This is a genomic window from Vibrio sp. La 4.2.2 (assembly GCF_027586995.1).
GTDB lineage: Bacteria > Pseudomonadota > Gammaproteobacteria > Enterobacterales > Vibrionaceae > Vibrio > Vibrio mediterranei.
The window spans coordinates 31,743-56,887 of record NZ_JAPPTJ010000015.1 but is presented as its reverse complement, the minus strand read 5'-3'; the positions used below and the strand labels follow the sequence as shown (position 1 = coordinate 56,887).

The window sequence follows — 25,145 nt, the reverse complement described above, 5'->3', positions numbered from 1 at the left end:
CGGTTATCATGTCTGGTTTTGATTATGTTAGCGCGGCAAAGCGTGTTTTAGATACCGAAGTACAAGCACTTCAACACCTTGAGCGCTACTTTGACGAGCAATTTGAATCGGTATGTGATGCGATTCTCAACCACCAAGGCAAGGTTATTGTCATGGGGATGGGTAAATCAGGACACATTGGTAAGAAAATTGCGGCTACGCTTGCTAGCACTGGCACATCAGCGTTTTTTGTCCACCCAGGAGAAGCTGCTCACGGCGATTTGGGTATGATTGAAGCTCGCGATCTCGTTATCGCCATCTCTAACTCTGGTGAGTCACACGAAATCATTAGTTTGTTTCCTGTCTTTAAGCGCCTTGGTATTACTACGGTAAGTATGACTGGAAAGCCTGAATCTAACATGGCAAAGCTCTCTGATTTTCATTTGCAAATCACTGTTCCTAAAGAAGCGTGCCCACTTGGCCTAGCACCTACTTCTAGCTCGACGGCAACTCTGGTTATGGGAGATGCATTAGCCATCGCCTTATTAGAAGCTCGTGGCTTCGGTGAAGAAGACTTTGCCCTGTCTCATCCGGGCGGCGCATTGGGTCGTAAGTTACTACTTAAACTGAGTGATATCATGCATTCAGGTAAAGCGCTGCCTGTCGTCGGTCCGCAGACCTTGGTACGCGACGCACTACTAGAAATTTCCGATAAAGGACTTGGCATGACAACTATCGTGGACAACGATATGAACTTGCTAGGTATCTTTACCGATGGAGACTTGCGACGTATTCTTGATAAACGAGTCGATATTCATGACACCACCATTGGCGAGGTCATGACCGTTAACCCAACTACTGCTGCGCCTAATATGCTAGCGGCTGAAGGGTTAAACTTAATGCAATCGAAGAATATTAACGGTCTTGTACTACTCGATGATAACAAAGTCGTGGGTGCACTCAATATGCATGACTTATTAAAAGCAGGAGTAATGTAGTGTCTAAACAAGTTGAAACGCTCTATGGTTTGGTGGCTTCATCCACTTACGATAAAGCAGCAGACATCAAACTCCTGATTTGCGACGTGGATGGCGTCTTCTCCGATGGCTTGATTTATATGGGCAACCAAGGTGAAGAGCTAAAAACCTTTCATACTCGTGACGGTTACGGTATTAAAGCTTTAATGAGTGCGGGCGTAGAAGTAGCCATCATTACAGGCCGTCGCTCACAGATCGTTGAAAATCGTATGACCGCACTGGGTATTTCTTTGATTTACCAAGGGCAAGATGACAAAGTCACCGCATACCAAGATATTTGCCAAAAGCTTGCTATCCCAGCATCGAAAACGGCTTACATCGGTGATGATCTTATTGATTGGCCTGTCATGGCGCAGGTCGGCTTAAGCATCTGCGTGGCGGATGGACATCCACTGCTAGCCAGAAAAGCGGATCACGTCACTACGATTCCGGGTGGACGCGGTGCAGTTAGGGAAGTTTGTGATCTGATCTTAGAATCAAAGGGCGAACTAGAGCTTCACAAAGGTCTTAGTATATGAGTTTGTCTCGTATTCTTTATAGTCTACTTGCCATTATTTCTATTGGGTGTGCGGTTTATTTGTACACCAAGGATGAATCGAGCACGATTCAGATTGTCCCTGATATTGAACTGCCAGCTTTCAGTGGAATAAATGTCCATAACATTTCTTACTCTGATACCGGCATTCGAAGCTATACGATCAACTCCGTACATCTGGAACATTTCGCTCAAAAAGGGAATACTATTTTTGAAAGTCCTGTATTGTCTATTTACGCGAATGGTACAACAAAAGAGTGGGAAATTTCCGCAGATAAAGCCATTTTAGACAAGGATGAAGTACTCACTTTATACGACAATGTTCTAGCTCAAAATCTATTACCAGAGTCAGGATTTGATACACTATCAACACAGAAGATGAGCATTAAACTAACCAACAGAGACTTTTGGTCCGATACCAAAGTCATTATGCTCGGCCCTCAATTTGAAACACGCGGCGAAGCGATGAAAGGAAATTTCGCAGACAATATCGCCGAGGTTTATAACAAAGTGAACAGTAGATATGAAACTCTCACACCTTAGTTTAGGTATTTGCTTACTTTTACCTATATCAGCAATGGCATTATCAACAGACTCAGAGCAACCGGTGTATATTGACTCTGACTCTCAGCAGCTTGATATGAAAAGCAACCAAGTAACCTTCGAAGGCGATGTAAAGCTTAAACAAGGTAGTATTAACATCAATGCCGATAAAGTGATTGTTACACGTGAAGCAGAAACGGGCACAATTCAGGTTATCGAAGGTTTTGGCGATCTAGCGACATTTTCGCAACTTACTGACGACGGCAAAACCTTATATGGTGAAGCAAAACAGTTACATTACTCACTGAAAAACGATCAATTGACCATGACAAATAAAGCGATGCTATCTCAAGACGACAGTATCATTCGTGGCAGTGTCATTAAGTACAGAATCTCATCACAAAAACTCATCGCTGATGGCGACTCGAAAGGAAGAGTATCTACTGTGCTTCAACCACAACAGATTCAAGAGAAGTAATTGTATTTATGGCGTTATTGAAAGCGACACATTTAGCAAAAAGCTATAAAAACCGTAAAGTGGTCTCAGACGTTAGTCTTTCGGTTGAGTCTGGTCAGATAGTAGGATTGCTGGGCCCTAACGGCGCAGGTAAAACTACGTCGTTTTATATGATTGTTGGTCTGGTTGCCCGTGATGAAGGCACCATCACTATTGACGGAGAAGATATTAGTATTCTCCCAATGCATAGCCGCGCCAAAATGGGCATTGGCTACCTGCCACAAGAAGCCTCCATTTTCAGAAAGCTCAGTGTTGAAAACAACATTATGGCAGTGCTTGAGACTCGTAATGAGATCACTCAAGAAGAGCGACAAGATAAGCTAGAGGACCTGCTGGATGAGTTCAATATTCAGCACATTCGAAAAAGTGCTGGGATGGCGTTGTCTGGCGGCGAACGTCGACGTGTCGAAATTGCTAGGGCTCTAGCCGCTAACCCACAATTCATCTTACTGGATGAGCCGTTTGCGGGTGTCGACCCAATTTCAGTGATTGATATTAAGAAGATCATCGAGCACTTACGCGATAGAGGCTTAGGAGTTCTTATCACCGACCATAACGTTCGTGAAACCTTAGATGTGTGTGAAAAAGCATACATTGTGAGCCAAGGTCATCTAATTGCTGAAGGAAGTCCTGAAGATGTTCTCAATAATGAACACGTAAAACAGGTTTATCTCGGTGAACAATTCAGACTATGATTTAATAGGCTTGGATAAAATTTTAATAATAGGCTAGCAATACTGCATGAAACCCTCATTACAACTCAAGCTAGGTCAACAGTTAGCAATGACGCCCCAGTTGCAACAAGCAATTCGCTTGCTGCAATTGTCGACGCTCGATCTGCAACAAGAGATTCAAGAGGCCCTAGACTCAAACCCATTACTTGACGTGGAAGAAACCGCGGAAGAAGCACCGCCTTCTAATGAGGAAAAGTCGAGCCCTGAAAGTAAAGAAGAAGTATCTGCAGAGCCAGTTAGCGAACCAGAACCGAAAGATAGCTCTGAGCAAATTGAAAGTTCTGAAATATCGACAGAACTTGAAATGGATACCACTTGGGATGATGTCTATAGTGCCAATACCGGTAACACGGGTATTGCCGCTGATGATGACATGCCAATATATCAAGGTGAAACCACACAGTCTCTTCAAGACTACTTAGTTTGGCAATTAGACCTCACGCCATTTACTGAAACAGATCGTGCCATCGCCTTAGCCATCATTGATGCTGTCGATGATTACGGCTATCTGACCCTGTCCTGTGAAGAGATTCTCGATAGTGTCGATATTGAGGATGTTGAGCTTGATGAAATTGAAGCGGTAAGAAAACGCGTTCAGCAATTCGATCCACTAGGCGTTGCATCTCTTAATCTGCAAGATTGCCTATTACTGCAACTCGCGACTTTCCCTGAAGACACTCCATGGCTCGCTGAAGCTAAGTTGGTCTTGTCTGATCATATCGATCAACTGGGTAACCGTGATTACAAACTCGTGATTAAGGAGACGAAGCTTAAGGAAGCGGATCTTCGAGAAGTTTTGAAGCTAATCCAACAGCTTGACCCTAGACCAGGCAGTAAGATAACACCTGATGAAACTGAGTACGTAGTGCCTGATGTCTCCGTATTTAAAGACCGCGGAAAATGGATAGTTCAGATTAACCCGGACAGTGTTCCAAGACTGAAAGTGAATCAACAATACGCGAAGCTCGGTACAGGCAACAGTGCTGACAGCCAATATATTCGCTCTAATTTGCAGGAAGCGAAATGGTTGATTAAGAGCCTTGAAAGTCGCAATGAAACTTTACTCAAAGTCGCTAAATGCATTGTCGAACATCAGCATGACTTTTTTGAATACGGTGAAGAGGCAATGAAACCTATGGTTCTCAACGATGTTGCCCTTGCTGTAGACATGCATGAATCGACGATTTCTCGAGTGACCACTCAGAAATATATGCATACCCCACGCGGCATTTTTGAGCTGAAGTATTTCTTCTCAAGCCACGTATCGACTGACAATGGCGGCGAGTGTTCCTCGACAGCCATTCGAGCACTAATCAAGAAGCTTGTCGCTGCTGAAAATCCAGCCAAGCCATTGAGCGATAGTAAAATCGCAGCGCAACTAGCTGACCAAGGAATTCAGGTTGCTAGACGAACAATAGCGAAATACCGTGAGTCGTTGGGCATCGCCCCTTCCAGTCAGCGTAAACGCCTACTTTAAGGCCAATAACTAAGAAGGAAAGTCTATGCAAATTCAAATTGAAGGCCACCACGTCGATGTCACTGAGTCAATGCAGGACTACGTTCAGAGTAAATTCCAAAAACTGGAACGTTTTTTCGATCATATAAATAGCATTAACGTCATATTAAAAGTTGAAAAATTAAACCAGATCGCAGAAGCTACGCTCCACGTTAATCAAGCTGAAATTCATGCGGCGGCAAATGATGAAAGTATGTATGCTGCCATTGACGCGCTAGTCGATAAGCTCGTCAGACAATTGAACAAGCATAAAGAAAAATTAAGTAATCACTAAAATGCAAATAAGTGAAGTATTAACTCTGGACTGCACCAAAAGTGCAGTCCCTTGTACGAGTAAAAAACGCGCCTTAGAAATTATTAGCGAAATCGCTGCAGAGCATACTGGTCAAAACTCTACCGAACTGTTCGAATGCATGTTGAGCCGTGAAAAAGTGGGTAGCACTGGTATTGGCAATGGTATTGCTATTCCTCATGCTAGAATGCATGACAGCGATAAAGCGGTTGCGGTGTTACTTCAGTGTCAAGCGCCCGTTGACTTCGACTCTATTGATAACCGCCCAGTTGACCTTATGTTCGCACTGCTAGTTCCAGATGCGCAGTGTAAAGAACATTTAAAGACTTTGTCATGTATGGCAGAGCGATTAAATGATAAAACTGTCCTAAAGCAACTTCGTAATGCTCAATCCGATCAAGAGCTTTACGATATTATTGTTAGCCATTAGAACAAGCTGAGAAAAAATGCGATTAGTCGTTGTAAGTGGACATTCAGGCGCAGGTAAAAGTGTGGCGTTGCGAGTGCTAGAAGATTCTGGTTACTACTGCGTTGATAACCTACCAATCGATTTACTAGAAGCCTTTGTGGATTCATCGAAAGATTCCCAACAAAGTGTTGCCGTCAGTATTGATATTCGTAACCTGCCTGACAACCTGAATAACTTAACCTCTAAGTTGAAACAATTGTCTAAACAACATGACGTCAAAGTGCTTTTCCTTGATGCGTCAAAGCCAGTGTTGTTAAAACGCTACAGTGAAACTCGTCGTATCCACCCTCTTTCTCAGCGTAAAGATAAACTGTCACTTGAACAGGCTATTGATGTAGAGCACACACTTCTCAAACCCATCAAAGAGCATGCTGACTACATCATTGATTCGAGTGAACAATCCATACACGACTTAAGCGAAGCTATTCGTTTTGAATTAGAAGGCCAAGAGAAGAAAGATCTTGTCATGGTTTTCCAATCGTTTGGGTTTAAATACGGTATGCCAAGTGATGCAGATTACGTATTTGATGTTCGTTTTCTCCCCAATCCACATTGGCAGCCAGAATTAAGACCTATGACTGGGTTAGATGCACCGATTAAGTCTTTCCTAGAAGCTTATCCTGACGTCATCGAGTTGAAACAACAAATTCAAGGCTTTGTTGAACGTTGGCTACCTCAACTGGAAAAGAACAATCGCAGCTATCTAACAGTCGCAATTGGTTGTACCGGCGGTAAACACCGCTCTGTTTATATCACTCAGCAGATTGGTGAATATTTTGCTCAGCTCGGCCATCAAGTAAAAATTCGTCACGCATCGCTAGAGAAAAACAACTAACAGGAATCCAAATGTCACTATCTCGCACTGTTCTCATTCAAAATCGTCTTGGTTTGCATGCTCGTGCTGCGGTCAAGTTAGTAGAATTAGCACAGAGCTTCGAGGCAACCGTGACGATTTGTAATCATGAACAGAAAGAAGCGACAGCAGATAGCGTGATGGGTCTTCTTATGCTCGAGTCTGCTCAAGGTGAGAACATCACCATTAAAGCGTCAGGAAACCAGGCTGAGGATGCTCTGCAAGCGGTATGCGAGTTGGTTGAACACCGTTTTGACGAAGACGAATAGATTCCGCACACTTTTCTGTTTTATTTCCACTCTCCGATAACTTCTTCGCGCCCTGTAGGTTACTTGAACCCAAAATTAAGCTACTATTCAGTACATTAAAAAGCAGTTGAGTGTAGGGGGCATCCATGGCGGAGCAAATAGAATTCGATCAAGCTCACCAAACCCTCCAAGAAGTTAGTGAAGCGCTAGAAAATGGCCGCTTCGTTTACGTAAGAAGACAACTTCAGGACATGGAGCCTGAAGATATTGCCCATCTTCTAGAAGCCTCTCCACGTAAAAGTCGTGAAGTCCTGTGGCAACTCACCGACCCTGAAGACTATGGTGAAATCCTTGATGAACTCAATGAGGACGTCAAAGATAGTCTAGTCTCCAAAATGGCGCCAGAAAAACTGGCTGAAGCAACGGAAGGCATGGACACCGATGACGTAGCTTATGTCCTACGTAGTCTGCCTGATACCGTATCGCGCGAAGTCCTGTCACAAATGGACACCGCAGACCGTTTGCGTGTCGAGACTGCCCTTTCTTACCCAGAAGATACCGCCGGCGGTATCATGAATACCGATGTAATCACTATTCGTGGCGATGTCGATGTCGATGTGGTTCTGCGTTACCTGCGCATGAAAGGTGAGCTACCGGAAGCGACAGACGCACTGTATGTGATAGACGAAGAAGATATGCTGATTGGTCACCTTTCTTTGACCACACTTTTAACCACTCAGCCCGATGTCAAAGTCGTCGATGTCATGGACGATGCCGATGAGGCAATCCATGTTGAAACTAGCGATTCGGACGTTGCCTCGTTATTTGAACGACGCGACTGGGTCTCTGCCCCTGTTGTAGATAGCGAACACCACCTAGTCGGTCGTATCACCATCGATGACGTGGTCGATATTATCCGAGAAGACGCCGAACACTCAATGATGAGTATGGCGGGTATGGATGATGATGAAGATACCTTTGCGCCGGTTGTGAAATCTGCTCGTCGACGCAGTGTTTGGCTAGGCGCCAACGTACTTGCCGCTTTAGCAGCAGCATCTGTCTCCAATATGTTTGAGGCCACATTAGAGCAGATGGCAGCGATAGCAGTCTTGATGACTATTGTACCTTCCATGGGAGGGGTTGCAGGTAACCAAACCGTTGCCCTCGTAATCCGAGGCTTAGCTTTGGGTCATATCGGTGACAGTAACCGTCGAGAACTGCTACTCAAAGAAGCCGCCATCGGCTTTCTCAATGGTGTCCTCTGGGCTCTAATTATCGGTGGTATCGTAGTAGCTTGGAAAGGTGATTGGATGTTAGGCGGGATTATCTCTGCCGCCATGATGACCAATTTACTGGTTGCTGGCATTGCTGGCGTTACCATCCCTATTCTGCTCAAAAAAATGAATATCGACCCTGCCTTAGCGGGCGGAATGGCTCTTACGACCATTACCGATGTTGTTGGTCTTTCGGTCTTCTTAGGCTTAGCTACCATAATGATCAGCTAATGCTAGATACAAAAAGGGCGTAACCAGCAGGTTACGCCCTTTTTCTCTATTTGAGATTTACTCACCAGCGACTTTCATTGATTCCAACAGGATAGAGCCCGTTTGAATTTGTGAGCGCGTTTCAACATCACTGCCAACTGCTACAATTTGCTTGAACATTTGCGCCAGATTACCAGCAACGGTAATTTCCGAGACTGGGTATTGGATTTCTCCATTTTCGACCCAGAATCCTGCTGCACCGCGAGAGTAATCACCAGTCACGATATTTACCCCTTGCCCCATCACTTCGGTTACCAGCAGGCCAGTGCCAAGCGTTTTCAACATGGCATCAAAATCTTGCCCTGTCGACTTAACAAACCAGTTATGAATACCTCCAGCATGCCCTGTTGGCGTCATATTCAGTTTGCGCGCAGCGTAACTGGTCAGTAAGTAGGTCGCCAACTTACCGTCAGTGATAATATCTAAATCTTGAGTTGCCACACCTTCGTTATCAAACGGACTAGATGCTAAGCCTTTAAGTAGGTGAGGTTTTTCTTCAATAGCAAACCAATCTGGCAGAATCTGTTCACCCAGTTTATCTAGCAAGAATGACGACTTACGGTATAAATTACCGCCGCTAATCCCCATTACTAAGTGTCCCATGAGGCCAGTCGCAACATCGTTGGCAAAAAGCACTGGGTATTGACCCGTTTTGACTTTTCTAGGGTCTAGACGCTCAACTGTTTTGATAGCAGCCTTTTCTCCGACCGATTCTGGTGTCCACAAATCATCACGGTGACGAGCAAGGGTATAACTGTAATCACGCTCCATATCGCCATTTTGGCCTTGGCCAATGACGCTACAGCTAATGCTATGACGGCTAGACGCATAACCGGCCAACAGACCATGAGAGTTACCATAGACCTTAACGCCATAGTGGCTGTCGTAACTAGCACCATCACTCTGCTTTATTTTGTCACTGTAAGCTAATGCTGCTTTCTCAGCAGCAATCGCTTTTTGCGCAGCTACATCGGGATTTGGCTCATCTGGATGGAAGAGATCAAGGTCTGGGATATTCGTTACCAACAACTCTTTTGGAGCTGGCCCTGCAAATGGGTCTTCGGAGGTGTACTGGGCAATATCCAGTGCAGCAGCTACCGTTTGTGCAATGGCTTTTTCACTCAAATCAGAGGTTGAAGCACTGCCCTTACGCTGTCCACGGTATACCGTGATACCCAGCGCACCGTCACTATTAAACTCTACGTTTTCCACTTCACACATGCGCGTGGAGACGCTTAAGCCAGTGCTTTTAGTAATAGCGACCTCAGCGGCATCTGAATTTACTGAAGCCATATCCAGCGCTTTAGCAACAGCGGCTTCTAGCTCAGCTTGCTGCTGAGCAACTTGCTCTCTTACATCCATAATTCATCTAACTTTTATCGTTTAATTGAGACTAGAATAACAAGGTTTTCGCATTCTCCCCAGATTTCTTGCTAAAATAGCCAATATTCGTAATGAGATAGTGATATAGGCAGTAAACATGGCCCGCAAAAATCAGAAAGCGCCTTGGGAAGAGGAAGAAGAAATCATTTGGGTGAGCAGAACCGAAATGAAAAACGACATGGAAGAGTTGCAAAAACTTGGTGAAGAGTTAGTTGGACTAAAGCCTGCTGTGTTGGATAAGTTTCCTCTTAGTGAAGATCTGAGAGAAGCGGTCGCCGATGCCCAGCGCTTCAAGAACGAAGCTCGACGTCGCCAACTGCAATACATTGGTAAGCTGATGCGTACCGAAGACCCAGAGCCAATTCAAGCGGCTCTCGACCGTGTACGTAACAAGCACTCACAGTCTACTGCGGCACTTCACAAGCTTGAGCAACTGCGTGATCGTATTGTAGAACAAGGTGATGAGGCCATCGCGGATGCACTTGAGTTGTACCCAAACCTCGACCGTCAGCGTCTACGCCAACTTGCTCGTCAAGCCAACAAAGAAAAGAAAGCTGGAAAGCCTGCGAAAGCATTCCGTGAAATTTTCCAAGCACTTAAGCACGAAGAAGAACAAGAATTCTAACTTCAACGCTCAATTTAAGACCGTAAGGGCAGCGTAAGCTGCCTTTTTTATATCCGCAAAACGCTAATGCGCCGCTTTTACAAACCGCGCGAGCTCTTGATTGTCATGCTGCGCCGTCAACGCCGAGATGTATCCTTCAGCAGTGATGATGCCATGACTAAGGTAGGCGAACCGGTTGGCAATGGCTTTGGCATCACTAAGGTGATGCGTCACCATAATAACTGTCGCTTGTTTTTCTTGAGCTAGAGAGTGAACAACCGACAGCATTTCTTTACGAAGTACCGGGTCTAACGCCGAAAACGGCTCGTCAAGTAGCCAAATCGGGTGAGGCTGAACAAAGCAACGAGCTAAAGCCACTCGCTGCCTCTGCCCACCGGAAAGCTCAGACGGTAACCGTTGAATCTTATCAATAAGACCCACCTTGTCTGCCGCATCTCGCACTCGCTGTTGATCTTCTGCAGTTAGTTTTAGGGCTGGATTGAGTCCTAGAGCAATATTATCGAACACTGAAAGGTGCTCGAATAAGTTGTGCTCTTGAAACAACATTGATAAAGGCCGCTGATGCGGCTGCTTAGATTGAATCTCTTCATCATCGACAGATATCGTTCCCGATTCAGGCTGACAAAAACCCGCTATAAGCGCCAACAGTGTCGATTTACCTGCACCACTGGGGCCAATCAACGCCAACACATCACCTTTTTCTACTGAGATAGAAAACCGAAACCAATCACTGTGGTAGCGATAATCGACATGATCCATTGTTAACATTATGATTTCTCTCGCTCGTTCGATACAGGCCCTAACAACGACTCCGTTAAGGTAAATACACCAATACTCAAAATAAACAGCACTAGGGATACTACAGCCGCTGCTTGCAGTTGATAGCTGCCCATCAGCTGATAGAGGTAAAGCGGTAAGGTATTAAAGTTCTGACTTCCAAATAGCGCGATAACGGTAAGATCGCCCATGGAAAGGACAAAGCTAATCGAGAAAGCATGCAATATCGGTGCGCGGATTGCTCTCCATTCCATTAACCAAAATCGTCGAATGCCATGCAGTCCTAAACTTTGCCAAAGCAGGTGATATTGCTTGGCTAACCTCAACATTGGCTGATTAAGTGTTTTGATAACATACGGCAGCGCCATCAAAGCATTCACAACGACAACGATCCCAAACGCAAGACTAAACACATTGGTCATTCCGCGAAGCATTAGAAAAGTCGCTGTGCTCAATACCAACGCGGGTGTCACCAAAATAACCGTACCAACAAACTCCACGCCATCCGCACGGCCATAGTGAGACTTTATTCGTAACATTCGTGAACTACTCAATAGCACAATGCCAACCACTAACGCGATACTAGCAGCCATGATTGCCACTTGTAACGAGGTCATAACTGCCGACCAGAACTTGCTATCAGCAAGCACTGACCACAATTTCTCATTCAGTCCACTTGCAACAATGGCAATAAGTGGCGGAATGACCAGCATTAGGGTTGCCATGATCCAAAAGCTATCCCAGCACTTTTTCAACCATGAGTCTTGAGGTTGAATGGTTGGCATGTCGCTATAATTGTTTTTACCCTCCAACTCTCGACTGAATTTGCCAATAAACAGCACCAGTAATGCGCAAATTAACATTTGCCATAATGCCAGAACCGCTCCGGTTTGTAGGTCAAAATCAAACTTGATCGCTTGATAAATCGCTAGTTCAATCGTAGTGGCTTTCGGACCGCCACCTAACGCCATGACGGTTGCAAAACTGGTAAAACACAACATGAAGACTAAGCCAATAACATGAGGTAAATGTGCTTTTAGTCGTGGCCACTCCATTAATCTAAAACACTGCCAGCTGTTCATTCCCAAGTGCAGTGCTAACTTGCGCTGCTCTAGTGGAACACTTTCTATCGTCACTAAAAGCAAACGGGTTGAAAAAGGCAAATTAAAGAATACGTGTGCGAGCAAAATACCGTTTAAACCATAGAGGGAAAACGGCATAGAATCGTTCGAAGTGAGCCACCATTGAGCAATAACGCCTTGATTGCCATAAATGGCGACAATGCCAAACACACCGACCAGTACTGGCATCACCAAGGTGGTCGCAAACAATTTGAGCAACCATGATCTTCCCCAAAAATGGCGACGAGAAAACGCATGCGCCACTGGGATAGCAAGCCCTACACTTAGCAACGTTGATAGACTTGCTTGCCAAAAGCTAAATTTGGCTACGTGCTGGTAGTATGGGTCAGTAAACAGCAGAGCAATATCAGTCATTGACGAGTAGGAAAGCAGTGTCCACAACGAAGCCAGCACATATATGGCAATGAGCAAAGCAATCACTAAACCTGATTTTGGTATTTGGGTCACAATAACCTCAATGGAGAAGTTGACACGAGAACGATTCGTCACACCGGTGAAGCTCTGGTGCAGTATTGGCTTGCCCCTGCTTGTACAGGGGCGATAATCTGTAGATTTTCTTAGATGCCAATACTACTTAATCAGCGCAGACTGCCACTCGCGAATCCAAGCCTTACGCTTATTCGCCACTTCATCTGGACTAAATGTCAGCGCTTCACTTGGAATGGTTAAGCTATCAAAACCTTCAGGCAGCTTGCTCTCAACAACAGGATACATCCAGTTGCCTGTTGGGATTTTTGATTGAAAGTCTTCTGAGACGATAAATTGCATAAATTCATCAGCTAACTTTTGCTTGTCACTGCTGGCCACTTTAGCCGCCACTTCCACCTGAGTGTAATGGCCTTCCGAAAAGTCTGCGGCTGCAAATCGCTTATCTTGCTCGGCAATAATATGGTAAGCCGGAGAGGTCGTGTAAGAGAGAACCAAGTCAGACTCTCCCTCGAGGAACATAGAGTACGCTTCCGACCAACCTTTGGTCACAGTTACGGTCTTTTTCGCTAGCTTTTGCCATGCCTCACTGGAGTCATCACCATAAACAGACTTCATCCAAAGTAAGAGTCCTTGACCCGGAGTTGAAGTGCGAGGATCTTGATAAATCACCTTAAGGTCATCACGTTGCTCAACCAACTCTTTCAGGCTTTTCGGTGGGTTCTTTACCTTTTCTTTGTTGTAAACAAACGCAAAGTAACCGTAATCGAAAGGAACAAAAACATCGTCACTCCAGCCGTTTGGTAACTCAAGCGCAGAAAGATCAGCATTGTGTTTAGCCAACAAGCCAGAGGCTTTAGCTTCACTCATTAAGTTATTATCGAGGCCAAGTACGACATCGGCTTGGGAGCTGGAGCCTTCTAGACGCAGGCGGTTTAGAATCGAGACACCATCATCTAGTGCAACAAAGTTGAGATCGCATCCACATTTAGCTTCAAATGCTTTTTCAATCGCTGGACCAGGGCCCCAATCTGAAGCAAACGAATCATAGGTATAAACGGTAAGTGTATTCGCCGCAGCGAGTTGAGAGGCACTTAGAAGTGTCGTTGCCAAAGCAAGTTTAGCGAGTTGATGTACTTTCACTGGTTCTATCCTTAGATATATATTTTTATATTATATGATCCAGAAAAAGCCTCCATAGAACGGAGTTCTCATCCCTACGCCAGCATTATCTGGATCAGGTATACGGGTGTCAGGTATTACCTTCTCTCAGCACCACTGCTAGTGCACCCCGTGAGTCACAACCTTTAGAAAGCGAATTGTAACCTTTTCGTCACAGATTCGCCAAATCTATCCCTAAACTCGTTTGATTGATGTGGATTTATCGCTGATCGTAGCCCCAGCGAGGCACGAGAGTTTGGTCGATACCCATATGGTCAAGCACACGAGCCACAATAAAGTCGACTAAATCCTCAATAGATTCTGGCTGATGATAAAAGCCAGGCGCAGCTGGCATGATGGTCACGCCCATTTGCGAAAGTTTGTGCATGTTTTCTAGGTGTATGGTTGAAAATGGCGTCTCGCGTACCACTAGGAGAAGTTGACCACGCTCTTTCATTACCACGTCAGCAGCACGCTCAATTAAGTTATCAGACATCCCATGAGCAATCGCAGCCACACTGCCAGCCGAGCATGGGCAGACGATCATCTGTTTAGGCGCTGCTGACCCGGAAGCCACTGGTGAAAACCAATCTTCTTTACCACACACCACCAGCTTATCTGGCGAGCAATTCAGTTTTTGTACTAGTGCTTTGTGCGCGGCATCCGGACCGCTCGGCAGTTTAATATTATGTTCAGTCGCCAACACCACTCTCGCAGCGGAAGAGATCAATAAGTACACGGTATAATCTTGAGCTAACAAACACTCAAGGAGGCGCATCCCATAAGGAGCGCCAGATGCACCAGTAAATGCCAGCGTGATCGCTTTCTCTACGGGTTTCATTACGCTAATGCCTCTAATAATTTTTGATGAATACCACCAAAGCCACCATTGCTCATCACCAGAATTTGATCGCCTGGTTGAGCCTGTTCAACAATGGCCTGCACCAGCTCATCAATAGAGTCACTGACTGTGGCTGGTTGCGAGCATGAGTGCGCAATCTCTTCTACTGACCAATCAATATTGTTGGGCTGGAATAAGAACACCGCATCGGCTTGAGTGAGCGATTGCGCTAATGTCTCTTTGTGCACGCCGCGTTTCATGGTGGCACTGCGTGGCTCTAAAACAGCTAGGATTCGCTGCTTGCCGACCTTGTTACGTAAACCGCCTAACGTCAGTTCAATTGCCGTTGGATGATGGGCAAAATCATCGTATACCGTGACTTGATTCACTTCGCCCTTCAGCTCCAAGCGTCGCTTGGTATTGATAAACTTGCCTAATGCTTCGCACGCAAGATCCGGAGTCACGCCAACATGCCTTGCTCCAGCAATAGCCATCAGGGCGTTATCGACATTATGGTCCCCCACTAGCTCCCACTTAACTTCCCCGACTTTGCTGCCATGTAGGTACACTTCAAAATGCGAACCATCACGCTTTAACTTGTTAGCATGCCAATCCGCATTCTCTCCCGTGTGTTCCACTTCACTCCAACACCCTCTTCCTAGTACGTCACCCAACGCCTTATCTTTACGTGGAGCAAGGATGCGGCCGTTTCCAGGAACAGTGCGAACTAAATGATGAAATTGTCGTTTGATGGCTTCAAGATCGTCAAAAATATCCGCATGATCGAACTCAAGATTGTTCATAATGAGAGTGCGTGGATGGTAGTGAACGAACTTAGAACGTTTGTCAAAAAAAGCACTGTCATACTCATCCGCTTCCACCACGAAAAACATAGATTCCCCCAAACGAGCTGACTGACCGAAGTTGCCTAATACCCCACCGACTAAGAAACCCGGTTGATAACCACAATCTTCAAGAATCCAACTTAACATACTGGATGTGGTAGTTTTTCCATGAGTCCCTGAAACAGCCAGCACCCAGCGATCATGCAAAAGAAACTCTTGTAACCACTGTGGGCCAGAAGTGTATTTCAGATTATGGTTAAGCACGTACTCAACGCAAGGGTTGCCACGACTCATCGCATTCCCAATGACGACAAGGTCTGGAGCAGGATCGAGCTGAGCTGGGTCAAACCCTTCGATAATCTCTATGCCTTCCGACTCCAATAATGTGCTCATTGGTGGATAAACGTTAGCATCACTGCCTGTAACTCGGTGTCCCAACTGCTGGGCCAATACCGCAGCGCCTCCCATGAAGGTACCGCAAATACCCAGAATATGAATGTGCATAGTTCGCTCTCTTAACTCTTTGCGTCTAATTTTACGCTATTGTCGCTATATATACCCAAAGCGTGCGTCAAAAGCGAGAAAGTTAGTGGTTAGGGAAATAAATGTGACATTCATCATACAAAACGGAGCGTGTCAGGGTTACTTCATTACCATTAAAAAGTTCTGCCACCTACAATACACATGTGTGTTGATGAATACCCCCAATAAACGCAATCGTTTGGTTGCCACATTTCTCTCACACACTACCCCCAAGAAAATAAGCAGAAAAGTTAAGGATATAACATGTCTGAAATGCGCACCCTTGGCGAATTCATTGTTGAGAAACAAACTGATTTCCCCCACGCTAGCGGTGATTTATCTTCCCTTTTGTCTTCGATTCGACTCGCTGCAAAAATCGTAAACCGAGAAATTAACAAGGCTGGCCTTGCTGATATTACTGGTTCTGTAGGTTCTGAAAACGTTCAAGGTGAAGCTCAACAAAAACTAGATGTCTATGCTAACGACAAATTTAAAGCCGCTTTGGAAGCGCGTGACCAAGTTTGTGGCGTTGCCAGTGAAGAGGAAGATGAGGCAGTAGCCTTTAACAAAGAGCTCAACAAAAATGCCAAATACGTTGTACTAATGGACCCACTTGATGGTTCATCGAACATTGATGTCAATGTATCAGTAGGTACCATCTTCTCTATCTATCGTCGCGTTTCACCGGTTGGGACTCCTCCGACTCAAGAAGACTTCCTACAACCGGGCAACAAGCAAGTTGCAGCGGGCTATGTAGTGTACGGCTCGTCGACTATGTTGGTTTATACCACGGGTAAAGGCGTAAACGGATTTACTTACGACCCATCGATCGGTACCTTCTGCCTATCTCATGAAAATATGATGATCCCTAAAGATGGCACCATCTACTCCATTAACGAGGGCAACTATATTCGCTTCCCTATGGGCGTGAAAAAGTACATCAAATACTGCCAAGAGAATGTGCCAGAAGAGAAGCGTCCGTATACCTCTCGCTACATTGGCTCCTTGGTATCTGACTTCCACCGCAACCTGCTTAAGGGCGGCATCTACTTGTACCCAAGCACGCAAAGTCACCCAAGTGGTAAACTGCGCCTACTGTATGAGTGCAACCCAATGGCTTTCATCATGGAGCAAGCAGGCGGCTTAGCATCGGATGGTACTCAGCGTATCATGGACATCAAACCTACCGAACTACACCAGCGAGTCCCATTCTTCGTTGGCTCAAGCCGAATGGTTGAAAAGGTCGAATCTTTCCTAGAAGAATATAAAGACCAATAACTTCGAAGTGCCTCTCAATAGAGGCACTTTTTGTTTTAAAACTAACCAAGTATACTCTTTGTAAACGATTCGTGTTTCAGCCCTCTATTCCCTCCTCAAAGGAATAATGAATAAAGAAAAGGAAAGTCAAAATGAGCTTGAACAATGTCCCTGCAGGTAAATCATTGCCTGATGATATCTATGTAGTGATTGAAATCCCTGCTAACGCCGATCCAATTAAGTACGAAGTCGACAAAGACTCTGGTGCTGTTTTCGTTGACCGCTTTATGTCAGCACCTATGTTCTACCCATGTAACTATGGTTACGTAAACGAAACGCTTTCTCTTGATGGTGATCCTGTTGACGTGTTGGTACCGACACCTTATCCGTTGATGCCTGGCTCAGTAATTCGTTGCCGTCCAGTAGGCGTACTTAAGATGACCGACGAATCTGGTGAAGATGCAAAAGTCTTTGCCGTACCTCATAGCAAGCTTTCTAAAGAGTACGACCACATTCAAGATGTAAATGATATCCCAGAGCTACTCAAAGCTCAGATCACACAGTTCTTTGAGCGCTATAAAGAACTCGAAGCGGGTAAGTGGGTCAAAGTCGATGGCTGGGCCGATGTTCAAGCGGCAAGAGAAGAGATTGAAACTTCCTTTGAGCGCGCTAAGTCAAAATAACGCTCGCTGAATACATGAAAAAGCTCTCTAAATTAGAGAGCTTTTTACTTTGGCTTAGAGTAAAGGAGCTAATAGCCGTAGCGGCCACGAGAAGCTTTGCCATTGTTATACCAGGTTCGAAAAGTTGGTTTGATATCATCACAGATGCCACGATACATTTCCCCTCGCTTTCCCAGAATGCTTGGGTCTTGTTGACAGTATGCGATACGACCTTCCTCATAGCCGTTAGAATAGGCCTGGTATAAATCTTCCGTGAAATCTATGGTAGTCGAAGATTGTAACTGTTGAACTGACAGTTTCTCATACCCTATAAGAGCTTGCTCCTGACCGTGCTGCTGCCAGTCTTGAGGCATAACAGAAGTAAGAGAAACTTGTTGAGCACAACCCGACATGATTAGTAAGCCAATGATGAATAACAGCCTCATACGATCCCCCCAGCACTAATTGCTAGCGCTTAGCGCGAGCATTTTTACCACGCCAATACTCATCGAGATACATTCGGTCTACATCGTTACAAATACCGTAATAGATTTTTCCATTTCTTCCTAAGACAAACGGATCTTGTTTACAGTATTCACTCTTACCTTCTTGATATCCTTTGAGATACGCTTTGTATTGACTAGCTGTGACGTCAGGCACTTTAGAGCGTAGCTTCGTTTCTGGTTCAACAATATAGCCCTTCAACGCCCATTGCTCGCCAAACTGTTGCCAGCTCATATCACTCTTGTCAGTCGGAGGCTGTAGTTGGACACAACCCGCTAACAGCCCTCCAATTATTAACAACAACCAAGGCCTCATATTACCCTCTCTATTCCGCTTGTTACTTCATAAGTATACGAGAAAAAGCGCGAATCGATTACGTTATGCGGCGGCGCAGCAACGGCTCGTGTTAATCCACTTCAAACTGATACAGGAAGGTTACAGAGCTATAAAGCCCAGACACGGCTTCAACGTAAAAGTCTTCAATGATTCGATAGCGTATGGTGAATTCACCGAGGGAGTTAAAAATACCTACCCCATATTTCACTTGTAGCCCTGGCAGAACATACCCACTCACGGTTACTTGAGAGTCATTACCACTACCTGCAGTATCAAGCTGTAAGTCTTGTACACCAAAAGCTTGGCCAATATCGCCGACCACTTTACCACTGCGAGCTAAACTCAAACCAATCAAGGTCGTGGTTAGTGCATTACCACCTGTTTCGCCATCAATATCTTGACCACGTAACAAGTAAGAAAGGGCATTTGCTTGTGGCATAGTTGGATCAGAGAAAATCTCGATTTTAGGCTCTGATGCCAAACCGGTTACTTTTACCCCAGCTTTAACATCATCAGCTGTGGTCTCTGGGTTTCGTATCGCGGTAATATTGACGTAAGGCTGATCAACAGGCCCAGTCATTAGGATTTTACCTTCTTCAATCAACAAGTCTTGACCAAATGAAGTATACGAACCGTTGATGATATTGACTTCACCTTGAACAAATGGCCCTTTATCTTTTTGGGAAACTTGTAATCGCCCTCTTAAGTCACCCTTTAAGCCAAATGCAGATACACGAAAATCATTACCGATGTTAATCACAACATCACTTTCGATATTGAAAGGAACCACTGCTTCTTTGTCGATAGGCGTCATATCAGGGTTGAGTAGTACTTGGTCACTGGATACCGACACTGCACTCTGGGGCAGTTCCTCAACCAAAATTCGTCCCCAGGGCAAGCCTATCGTACCCGTTACTTTCGCCAGTTGTGGGTTGGCCTCGATGGTCATATCCGGGACAACCTTAACTTTCACCATCGGTGGCACTTCGACATTCAACTCATCGGCAAACACTCTCAATTTGGTGCGCCATGCATTGAGATCCTGCCAATTACCCTCACCGGATAATTGCAGTTCGCCATCATCAGTCTGAATTTTCGCATCTAAGTTGGCGTCATAACCATTGAAAGCAATGTTCACACCACCCGACTTCACTTGAATTGGCGAAATGTCACCTTGAAGGGAAAGATCCGAAATGGAAAAGTCACCAAACAACTGTGGATGTAGAGCGTCCCCTTTAATTTTGATGTTTGAATCAAGGTTCGCTTTGAGCTTATTGAACTCTCCAATAACAGGCTGCAGGAAGTCCAAGTTAAACGTAGAAAGGTTGATCTCACCCTCTATCTTTTTATTGTCTGCGAGCACATCAGGTAAGGTCACTTGACCAGAAAGATCGCCGTTATCTGTTACGTCTACTAACCAACTAGCTTCGAGCTTATCATCCGCTAAATTCGCCGATACATTCACCTTATCCCAGCCTATGACAAGAGGCGCTTCTAGTGTTTGCGTGACCTTGCCCTTCGGCAGGCTCACATCCAGCTTAACTTGCGGAGCAGCCTCTGGTGCCCATTTGGCCCACACCGTCACATTGGCGGTCCCTTCTACATTGGTATTTTTAGGAATGTAAGCATCAAGCTGTTTAAAGTTGAAATTCTTCACGGTGACTAAAGCTTCACCTGACGTCCCAGCTTGGATGTCTTTTTCCAAACACACTTTCGAGTCAGCTTGCGCCCAACAGTGCGCCGAGACATCTGCCACTTGTTTATCGATATCCACTTTGATATCGATAGGATCCACTAAATCAAGCGGCCCTTGTTCTGACTCTAAATGAACATCAGCAAGCCTCCCAGTCCAAACAAGACTTGGCTTATCCTGAAGAGAACCGTCTAAGTCAATCTTTGCAGACAGGAGGTTGGAAACAAGATCCAATGACAGTGTATGGCTTGCTTGGGTACCACTTAAGGCGAGATCCACACTCTCGACAACCTGTTCTTGATAAGTAATCCCAGAAGCCTTTAAAGAGAGTTTCGCCTGAGCTTGCTCAAGAGGTAAGGGTTTCGCAGTACCGGACAAAGATAGGCTATCGATACTGGCTTCTTGCTTCCATTTTACCTTTTCTACTTTTAGGTCGGTGGCGATATCAGGTTCTAGCATCGCCCCTTTAATGCCCACAGTCCCCTTCAGAAGGCCTGTGAGATCCGGAACCGATTTTGCCAAGTCAGGAAAATCGATGCGAACATCCATATTCCAGTCCTTATCGAGCGTTCCTTTTGCACTTAGTTGGTTTGGGCCATGAGCGACTGACAGCCCTTCAGTTCTAACTTTATACTTGCCCTTGCCCGAAGTATCTGCAGCTTCTAGCTGCCCTTTAACATTTAGAGGGTAATTCCGAAGTACACCAACAATGTCGAGGGTAGGAACCGACACATCCCAGCCACCAGCTTCTGTAAGTTGGCCGCTGGTGACAATGTGGCCACTAATGTCACCTTCTGCCTCCGGCCATTGAAGACCTGGTTGAATGTGCGTAAGGTTAATATCCCCTTTCCAGTTTATCGGCGACTCCCAGTTCGCCATAACCTGACCAGTAATGTTGCCACCTAAGCTATCAATAGAGAGCTCACTTAGGTCAATTTGCTTCAAGTCACCCTTACCAATCAACTGGACTGCCACATCTGGAATGTCCTTACCTGATGCTTGAGCGTTTAGAGCAACGTCATACCCTTCCAATGAGCCTTTCGCTTTCAAGCTTTCAATAGCAACTTGATAATCACTTTTACCGGTTAATGGCCACGTCGCTTTTGCATCACTGATCGTGGCATCAAACGGAAGTGTTGGTTCCAGTGGCTGCAACTCTCCATTTAAAGCACCAGTGATTAGCCCGGAAAACTGACTATCTAGAGATAGCTTTTCAACGCTTCCTTTAACCTCTAGTCGTAACCTCTGACCCGCCAAATCTGTTTGTTTGAGATGAGCCGTAAGGAACAGGTCTAATGGGTAGCCCTGATTTAAGGTGATATCTCCATTAAGAAGGGCATCCACTTGCGGCATGTCTAACTGCAGTTTATCTACATGAACATCGTGTTCACCTGCTCGGCCCACCAACTGCAAATTATTGACAATGACAGGTTCATCTTGCTCAAGTTTAAAGTCTTGAATTTCGATTCCCGCAATATTAACGAAGAGCGGAATTAACACTTCTGGCAGCTCAATGGCCTGAGGCTTGTTCTCCTGTTGAGGCTCTTGTGGTTCTGCACTGGTCTCATCCGACGGCGCTAACGCTACTCTCGGTGATTTTAGTAAGGTATCACCGACCGTGAGTTTAGAACCGGTCATTGCGAGAGACGTAGAAAAGACATCCCAATTCACTTTAGTGCCTAAGATATCCAAATTGATATCACTAAAGTTCACCTTACCGATCGCAATTGGAATGGGTGTTGAGATTGACGTTAGCGGCTCACTTGGCTCGGTAGAAGGCTCACTTGGTGCGACTTCAGGCATCGAAAAGTTCAAACCTGTTATCGCCAGTTCATTAATACATACCCTAGGATCGCTCAAGCAGTTGAGATCAACGGCCAACGTCAATGACTGAGCGTTAAGATCAATATGGAGACTCTCGTCGACAAAACTGACTTGGTTAAGGGTAAACCTAGGGAATAGTGAGCCCTTGGCTTCCGACACCTGTAACTGAGGCAGCGCTTTGTTTACTCCCCAAAGAATGCTGTTCAACCCAGCATTAGTGAACATAGCGAAGGCCAGCGTTGCCACGATAAGTAGTATCAACGTCGCAAAGCCGATAGAGACCCACTTGGTCAATCGCCAAACTTTTAACATCATAATTCTGGCCCTAAACTAAAGTGAATACGCCATTCTGCTTGCGGTTTCTGATCTAACCCCTTCGCATAATCAAATTTCACTGGACCAACAGGCGACACCCAGCGAATACCGAAACCGGCACCACGTTTCCACTCTGGACTATCATTAAATGCATCACCAACATCGAAAAACGTCGCTGCCCACCAATTTCCAGTAATACGATATTGATACTCTAGTGTACTGGTCGCTAAGTATTGGCCACCGGTCTTATTACCGACATCATCCTCGGGAGAAATACTCTCATAGTCGTAACCTCGGATGCTGTTATCACCACCCGCATAGAATCGTAGTGACGGTGATAATTTAGAAGGGTCGCTAGCAATATTGGCACCAACATCCACTTTAAAAATACCACGATGATTTTCACCAATACTGGAAATCCATGTGGACGTTCCACGCATGCGGAACACGGACGTTTCTGAGAGGGCACGCTCGTCGCCGACTTCAAACATGATGGTCTGTTTGTTACCACTCATCGGCAGTACACCACCTCGAGATACCACTCGTGAATACGATAGACCAGGTAAGACGAACTGACCTAACTCGCCTTGCGTATTGAACTCGTAGTTCTCCACCAAATAACGCAAGTAAGCTGTGCGATGCCAACCGCTATCGAGCACCCAATGACGCTCGAAGGCCAAGTTAGATTCCAAAGTCTTTTTATCACTTCGGTTTACGTTTTTTAGACCATATTGAATGAGATAATAATCTTTCAGCACATCATCCAAAGGGATCTTGTAGCTCGCTGTCACCTGTTGTTCAGGAATAGAGAGATCAAGACTAGTATTAAAGCTGTGGCCATGTTCGTTCAACCATGGTTTTTTCCACTTGAACTTAACTTTTGCCCCCACGTCAGTCGAGTAACCAAGACCCGTTTCAAATTGGTTTCTTACTTGCGGGGCCAGTGACACCTTCATAGGTAACTCTCGCCCTTTACCTACTTGCGATAAGTCAGGCTCAACAAATACCGATGAAAACCATTCAGTATTAGATAAGTTCTGGTTATGGATACCGACTTTAGAGGCAAGATAATCATCACCCGTTTTATATGGTTGTAATGATTCTACTTTTTGAATATCGATCTGACTGCCGGTGATAGTGGTTTTGCCGAATTGATAGCGGATACCACTATCGTAATGCAATCGAATAAAAGCTTGGTTAAGTTCAGGGACCACTTCGAGTCGGCTCAGCACATATCCGCCATCGAAGTAACCTTTTTGCAAAGCAAGATTACGAATGCTTGATTTCATCGCATCGTATTGGCTGTGGTTTAAAATGACACCTTCTTTAAGTGGTGTCAGTCGGATAAGACGCAGAAAATCTTCATCGCTCTTCGCTTCACCAGAGATATCAATATCAACCAATTTGATTCTCGTCGGCTCACCTGCATTGACGTTAACAATCAATTCAGAGTCCTTATTATCCACAGAGAACTCAATGCGGGCATTGTAATAACCTACAGCATTCAGGGCTGTATTGATTTCTTTAGTAAGGCGAGATTGAAATCGAAGTGACGTTGAGTATTCACTGGGCTCAATAGCGGATATGTAGGCGTCAACATTATCCTTCAATGCGCCACTTAAACCATTAATATCCAATGACACACCATCTTTTGCCATCGCTAAACTCGACGACAGCAACAGAATTAGCGGTGGTAATACTCTCTTTATCATGCTTTATTGTTGAGACTGTGATTCGTTGTTTTTGTATTGAACTGGAATGATAACCCCGATCAATTTAGAAGTCTGTAGTCACCACCCACATGATGGCAGATTAGCGTTATTTTATTGATGGTTTTCAGAAACTTCGTACACCCAATAATAGTCTAAAAAGGAGCCTATGATGCGTAAAACGGAAATGATATCAGCAGACCAAGCTCTACCGGGGCGTGACCATGCTATCGCAAAAATGGAGCCTCACTTCATCAATCAATCTGACCTCAATGCATCACTTCAAGAGCATCAACAGTCTGTCGTTATCGGCCTTGGTTGCTTTTGGGGAGCTGAGCGTGTGTTTTGGCAGCTGGACGGTGTTATCTCGACTTCCGTCGGCTATGCAGGTGGCTACACTCCAAATCCGACCTATGAAGAGGTCTGTTCTGGAAATACAGGGCATACTGAAGTGGTGCGTGTTGTGTTCGACAGTCGGATAACCTCTTTGACTGACATACTCAAAGTCTTTTGGGAGAAACACGACCCAACGCAAGGGATGCGTCAAGGAAACGATATTGGTACTCAGTACCGCTCTGCTATTTATGTTGATGATGAGCAACAGCTTTTGACGGCGCAACAGACTCAGCAACAATACCAACAAGCACTTGGTGATACTTCCATCACAACGGAAATTGCCTTACTCAATCACTACTACCTTGCTGAGGTATACCACCAGCAATATCTCGCTAAGAACCCTAATGGGTATTGTGGAATTGGTGGTACAGGCGTCTGTTTTCCTCCTCAATAACCAGACGCCACATAACAAAAACGCTCTTGGCTTTAAACCAAGAGCGTTTCTAAAAATTCTATTGAT

At 45.2% G+C, this 25,145-nt stretch carries 25 protein-coding genes and 1 riboswitch; of the genes, 15 read left to right on the top strand and 10 right to left on the bottom strand.

All coding sequences use genetic code 11. The features are described 5' to 3' along the window. Positions 1 to 5: 5 nt before the first annotated feature. From OH456_RS23630 to mgtE, 11 genes are all read left to right on the top strand, one after another. Positions 6 to 977 (top strand): KpsF/GutQ family sugar-phosphate isomerase, encoded by a 972-nt coding sequence (locus OH456_RS23630; protein ID WP_086027636.1) that lies wholly within the window; start codon positions 6 to 8, stop codon positions 975 to 977. Beyond that, on the top strand, positions 977 to 1,534 hold the full coding sequence (gene kdsC / locus OH456_RS23625; protein ID WP_006073282.1) for a 3-deoxy-manno-octulosonate-8-phosphatase KdsC: 558 nt from the start codon (positions 977 to 979) through the stop codon (positions 1,532 to 1,534). The genes OH456_RS23630 and kdsC overlap by 1 nt, the downstream gene beginning before the upstream one ends. After that, positions 1,531 to 2,094 carry an LPS export ABC transporter periplasmic protein LptC gene (lptC, locus tag OH456_RS23620; protein ID WP_006073281.1) on the top strand — a complete coding sequence of 188 codons (564 nt, stop codon included), beginning with the start codon at positions 1,531 to 1,533 and terminating at the stop codon, positions 2,092 to 2,094. The genes kdsC and lptC overlap by 4 nt, the downstream gene beginning before the upstream one ends. Further along, on the top strand, positions 2,075 to 2,572 hold the full coding sequence (lptA, locus tag OH456_RS23615; protein ID WP_006073277.1) for a lipopolysaccharide transport periplasmic protein LptA: 498 nt from the start codon (positions 2,075 to 2,077) through the stop codon (positions 2,570 to 2,572). The genes lptC and lptA overlap by 20 nt, the downstream gene beginning before the upstream one ends. An 8-nt stretch (positions 2,573 to 2,580) precedes the next feature. Next, positions 2,581 to 3,306, top strand: coding sequence for an LPS export ABC transporter ATP-binding protein (lptB, locus tag OH456_RS23610; protein WP_006073275.1), 726 nt, complete (start codon positions 2,581 to 2,583; stop codon positions 3,304 to 3,306). A 46-nt stretch (positions 3,307 to 3,352) separates the two neighbouring features. Beyond that, a complete protein-coding gene (locus tag OH456_RS23605; RefSeq protein ID WP_006073273.1) occupies positions 3,353 to 4,822 on the top strand; it encodes an RNA polymerase factor sigma-54 in 1,470 nt (489 codons plus the stop codon). Between the two features lie 25 nt (positions 4,823 to 4,847). Then, positions 4,848 to 5,135: a ribosome hibernation promoting factor gene (hpf, locus tag OH456_RS23600; protein ID WP_006073271.1), complete on the top strand. Its 288-nt coding sequence runs from the start codon at positions 4,848 to 4,850 to the stop codon at positions 5,133 to 5,135. Between the two features lies 1 nt (position 5,136). Next, entirely contained in the window at positions 5,137 to 5,583 is a 447-nt protein-coding gene (gene ptsN, locus OH456_RS23595) for a PTS IIA-like nitrogen regulatory protein PtsN (RefSeq protein WP_006073263.1), read from the top strand. 16 nt (positions 5,584 to 5,599) lie between these two features. Further along, positions 5,600 to 6,457, top strand: coding sequence for an RNase adapter RapZ (rapZ, locus tag OH456_RS23590; protein ID WP_124940563.1), 858 nt, complete (start codon positions 5,600 to 5,602; stop codon positions 6,455 to 6,457). A gap of 11 nt (positions 6,458 to 6,468) precedes the next feature. Continuing rightward, the gene (locus OH456_RS23585) at positions 6,469 to 6,744 is read left to right on the top strand and encodes an HPr family phosphocarrier protein (protein WP_006073260.1); all 276 of its coding nucleotides are present in this window, start codon (positions 6,469 to 6,471) and stop codon (positions 6,742 to 6,744) included. A 125-nt stretch (positions 6,745 to 6,869) separates the two neighbouring features. Beyond that, positions 6,870 to 8,228: a magnesium transporter gene (gene mgtE / locus OH456_RS23580; protein ID WP_124940562.1), complete on the top strand. Its 1,359-nt coding sequence runs from the start codon at positions 6,870 to 6,872 to the stop codon at positions 8,226 to 8,228. 57 nt (positions 8,229 to 8,285) lie between these two features. Here mgtE and pmbA read toward each other — a convergent pair whose 3' ends face one another. After that, positions 8,286 to 9,629: a metalloprotease PmbA gene (gene pmbA / locus OH456_RS23575; RefSeq protein WP_006073258.1), complete on the bottom strand. Its 1,344-nt coding sequence runs from the start codon at positions 9,627 to 9,629 to the stop codon at positions 8,286 to 8,288. Positions 9,630 to 9,747: 118 nt separating this feature from the next. Here pmbA and yjgA point away from each other — a divergent pair, with 118 nt between their 5' ends. Next, positions 9,748 to 10,275, top strand: coding sequence for a ribosome biogenesis factor YjgA (yjgA, locus tag OH456_RS23570; RefSeq protein ID WP_006073257.1), 528 nt, complete (start codon positions 9,748 to 9,750; stop codon positions 10,273 to 10,275). Positions 10,276 to 10,338: 63 nt separating this feature from the next. On the opposite strand, the gene thiQ is transcribed toward yjgA, so the two are convergent. The 5 genes from thiQ to mpl form a co-directional block, all read right to left on the bottom strand. Then, positions 10,339 to 11,043 carry a thiamine ABC transporter ATP-binding protein gene (gene thiQ / locus OH456_RS23565; RefSeq protein WP_252038679.1) on the bottom strand — a complete coding sequence of 235 codons (705 nt, stop codon included), beginning with the start codon at positions 11,041 to 11,043 and terminating at the stop codon, positions 10,339 to 10,341. Further along, on the bottom strand, positions 11,043 to 12,641 hold the full coding sequence (gene thiP, locus OH456_RS23560) for a thiamine/thiamine pyrophosphate ABC transporter permease (protein ID WP_270034338.1): 1,599 nt from the start codon (positions 12,639 to 12,641) through the stop codon (positions 11,043 to 11,045). The genes thiQ and thiP overlap by 1 nt, the downstream gene beginning before the upstream one ends. A 123-nt stretch (positions 12,642 to 12,764) precedes the next feature. Continuing rightward, positions 12,765 to 13,763 carry a thiamine ABC transporter substrate binding subunit gene (gene thiB, locus OH456_RS23555; RefSeq protein WP_088876616.1) on the bottom strand — a complete coding sequence of 333 codons (999 nt, stop codon included), beginning with the start codon at positions 13,761 to 13,763 and terminating at the stop codon, positions 12,765 to 12,767. Between the two features lie 54 nt (positions 13,764 to 13,817). Next, a riboswitch (TPP riboswitch) is annotated at positions 13,818 to 13,924 on the bottom strand. A gap of 77 nt (positions 13,925 to 14,001) precedes the next feature. After that, a complete protein-coding gene (locus OH456_RS23550; RefSeq protein WP_063604622.1) occupies positions 14,002 to 14,622 on the bottom strand; it encodes a flavin prenyltransferase UbiX in 621 nt (206 codons plus the stop codon). Then, complete coding sequence (gene mpl, locus OH456_RS23545) at positions 14,622 to 15,971, bottom strand: UDP-N-acetylmuramate:L-alanyl-gamma-D-glutamyl-meso-diaminopimelate ligase (RefSeq protein ID WP_270034337.1); 1,350 nt, start codon at positions 15,969 to 15,971, stop codon at positions 14,622 to 14,624. Before mpl ends, OH456_RS23550 begins: the two co-directional genes overlap by 1 nt. A gap of 282 nt (positions 15,972 to 16,253) precedes the next feature. Between mpl and fbp the strand changes: the two genes are divergently transcribed. Together fbp and ppa are read left to right on the top strand one after the other, a co-directional pair. After that, complete coding sequence (gene fbp / locus OH456_RS23540; RefSeq protein WP_006073244.1) at positions 16,254 to 17,267, top strand: class 1 fructose-bisphosphatase; 1,014 nt, start codon at positions 16,254 to 16,256, stop codon at positions 17,265 to 17,267. A gap of 131 nt (positions 17,268 to 17,398) precedes the next feature. Continuing rightward, a complete protein-coding gene (ppa, locus tag OH456_RS23535) occupies positions 17,399 to 17,929 on the top strand; it encodes an inorganic diphosphatase (RefSeq protein WP_270034336.1) in 531 nt (176 codons plus the stop codon). Between the two features lie 68 nt (positions 17,930 to 17,997). Here ppa and OH456_RS23530 read toward each other — a convergent pair whose 3' ends face one another. The 4 genes from OH456_RS23530 to tamA all read right to left on the bottom strand — a co-directional run bounded on the left by OH456_RS23530 (position 17,998) and on the right by tamA (position 24,292). Next, on the bottom strand, positions 17,998 to 18,354 hold the full coding sequence (locus OH456_RS23530; protein WP_270034335.1) for a DUF2799 domain-containing protein: 357 nt from the start codon (positions 18,352 to 18,354) through the stop codon (positions 17,998 to 18,000). Between the two features lie 22 nt (positions 18,355 to 18,376). Further along, the gene (locus OH456_RS23525) at positions 18,377 to 18,727 is read right to left on the bottom strand and encodes a DUF2799 domain-containing protein (RefSeq protein WP_006073240.1); all 351 of its coding nucleotides are present in this window, start codon (positions 18,725 to 18,727) and stop codon (positions 18,377 to 18,379) included. Between the two features lie 91 nt (positions 18,728 to 18,818). Next, positions 18,819 to 22,580: an autotransporter assembly complex protein TamB gene (gene tamB, locus OH456_RS23520; protein ID WP_443088645.1), complete on the bottom strand. Its 3,762-nt coding sequence runs from the start codon at positions 22,578 to 22,580 to the stop codon at positions 18,819 to 18,821. Further along, positions 22,577 to 24,292: an autotransporter assembly complex protein TamA gene (tamA, locus tag OH456_RS23515; protein WP_031494086.1), complete on the bottom strand. Its 1,716-nt coding sequence runs from the start codon at positions 24,290 to 24,292 to the stop codon at positions 22,577 to 22,579. The genes tamB and tamA overlap by 4 nt, the downstream gene beginning before the upstream one ends. 166 nt (positions 24,293 to 24,458) lie before the next feature. On the opposite strand from tamA, the gene msrA reads away from it, so the two are divergent. Further along, positions 24,459 to 25,079 carry a peptide-methionine (S)-S-oxide reductase MsrA gene (msrA, locus tag OH456_RS23510; protein ID WP_124940553.1) on the top strand — a complete coding sequence of 207 codons (621 nt, stop codon included), beginning with the start codon at positions 24,459 to 24,461 and terminating at the stop codon, positions 25,077 to 25,079. Positions 25,080 to 25,145 lie beyond the last annotated feature (66 nt).